This window comes from Pseudomonas sp. A125 (assembly GCF_055409485.1).
Window position 1 is genome coordinate 1 of record NZ_JBUZVP010000078.1, and the last position, 1,476, is coordinate 1,476.

Sequence of the window (1,476 nt, forward strand, 5' to 3'; positions counted from 1 at the left end):
CCGCGCGCGCGGGCGGAAAGGCGGCCGGCCGTTCAAGATGACCGCCGCCAAGCTGCGGCTGGCGATGGCGGCAATGGGTCAGCCAGAGACCAAGGTCGGCGACCTGTGCCAGGAACTTGGCGTCACGCGGCAGACCCTGTATCGGCATGTTTCACCCAAGGGTGAGCTACGTCCAGATGGCGAGAAGCTACTCAGCCGAATTTGATGCCGGCATGAGGCAACGTAGCGACAGCGTGGTTTGTCTCAATGGGAAGCGCTCATGATCGATCTTTGAAGGCCCGCAGCAGTCGTGTCACAGACAGGACGAACAAACCGGTCAGCGTGAGGGCTGCGATACCCCAGTACTCTCCGATGAACGCGCCGGCCGTCGTGCCGGCCAGCACAATGGCGAGAATCGGCAAATGGCAGGGACAGGTGAGCACGGCCAGCGCGCCCCACAGGTAGCCGGTGATCGGTTTGTGCGTCTCGGACGGCAAGCGCTCGGGGCTGTTCATGGCAGACTCTCCGCGTGCTGTGCCGGCTCGGTCGGCATGGTGGCCAACTGCACCTCCAGATCGGCCAACGCTTCGCGCCGACGCTCGACGAACTGGCGCAGAACGGCAAGCTGCGCGGCCGCTTCATCGCCGTCCGCAGCATCCAGCGCCCGGCACAGCCGCGCCAGCGCGTCCAGGCCGATGCCCGCCTCGAAGGCCGCCCGCACGAAGCACAGCCGTTGCAAGGCGGCATCATCGAACAGGCCATAGCCGCCCGGGGTGCACGCCACCGGACGCAGCAATCCGCGCAGCAGGTAGTCGCGCACGATATGCACGCTCACCCCGGCATCAAGGGCCAGCCGGGACACGGTGTAGGCGCTCATTGAAAACCTCCTTTTTTTATCCAGCGCAGCAGGAAAGCTGCTTCACGTCCTTGTTGAAGGTCTGCGCCGCAAGCTTCAACCCCTCGACCATTGTCAGGTAGGGGAACAACTGGTCGGCCAGTTCCTGCACCGTCATGCGGTTGCGGATGGCGAGCACCGCCGTCTGGATCAGTTCGCCCGCTTCCGGGGCCACCGCCTGCACGCCGATGAGCCGTCCGCTACCTTCCTCGATGACCAGCTTGATGAAGCCGCGTGTGTCGAAGTTGGCAAGCGCTCGCGGAACGTTGTCGAGTGTCAGCGTGCGACTGTCGGTCTCGATGCCATCGTGGTGCGCTTCCGCCTCGCTGTAGCCCACGGTGGCGACTTGCGGGTCGGTGAACACCACTGCCGGCATCGCGGTCAGATTGAGGGCTGCGTCGCCGCCGGTCATGTTGATCGCGGCACGGGTGCCGGCGGCCGCTGCCACGTAGACGAACTGCGGCTGGTCGGTGCAGTCGCCGGCCGCGTAGATGTTCGGGTTGCTCGTGCGCATGCCTTGGTCGATAACGATGGCCCCTTGCGCATTGACAGTGACCCCCGCCGCGTCCAGCGCGAGGCTGCGCGTATTCGGTGCCCGACCG

At 65.4% G+C, this 1,476-nt stretch carries 3 protein-coding genes and 1 pseudogene; 1 reads left to right on the top strand and 3 read right to left on the bottom strand.

Going from position 1 to position 1,476, the window contains the following annotated elements:
- Window positions 1–205: pseudogene (locus tag ACZRN6_RS36435) on the top strand (helix-turn-helix domain-containing protein); the annotation flags it as partial.
- A 52-nt stretch (window positions 206–257) separates the two neighbouring features.
- On the opposite strand, the gene merE reads toward ACZRN6_RS36435, so the two are convergent.
- From merE to ACZRN6_RS36450, 3 genes are all read right to left on the bottom strand, one after another.
- On the bottom strand, window positions 258–494 hold the full coding sequence (merE, locus tag ACZRN6_RS36440; RefSeq protein WP_001087809.1) for a broad-spectrum mercury transporter MerE: 237 nt from the start codon (window positions 492–494) through the stop codon (window positions 258–260).
- Window positions 491–856, bottom strand: a complete 366-nt coding sequence (merD, locus tag ACZRN6_RS36445) for a mercury resistance co-regulator MerD (protein WP_003465059.1) — start codon at window positions 854–856, stop codon at window positions 491–493. The genes merE and merD overlap by 4 nt, the downstream gene beginning before the upstream one ends.
- Before the next feature lie 16 nt (window positions 857–872).
- The coding region (locus ACZRN6_RS36450; RefSeq protein ID WP_161493057.1) for an FAD-dependent oxidoreductase at window positions 873–1,476 on the bottom strand (604 nt) is incomplete at its 5' end.

Coding starts and splice junctions, on each gene's coding strand:
- merE (WP_001087809.1), bottom strand. CDS start 494: ATGAACAGCCCCGAGCGCTTGCCGTCCGAGACGCACAAACCGATCACC.
- merD (WP_003465059.1), bottom strand. CDS start 856: ATGAGCGCCTACACCGTGTCCCGGCTGGCCCTTGATGCCGGGGTGAGC.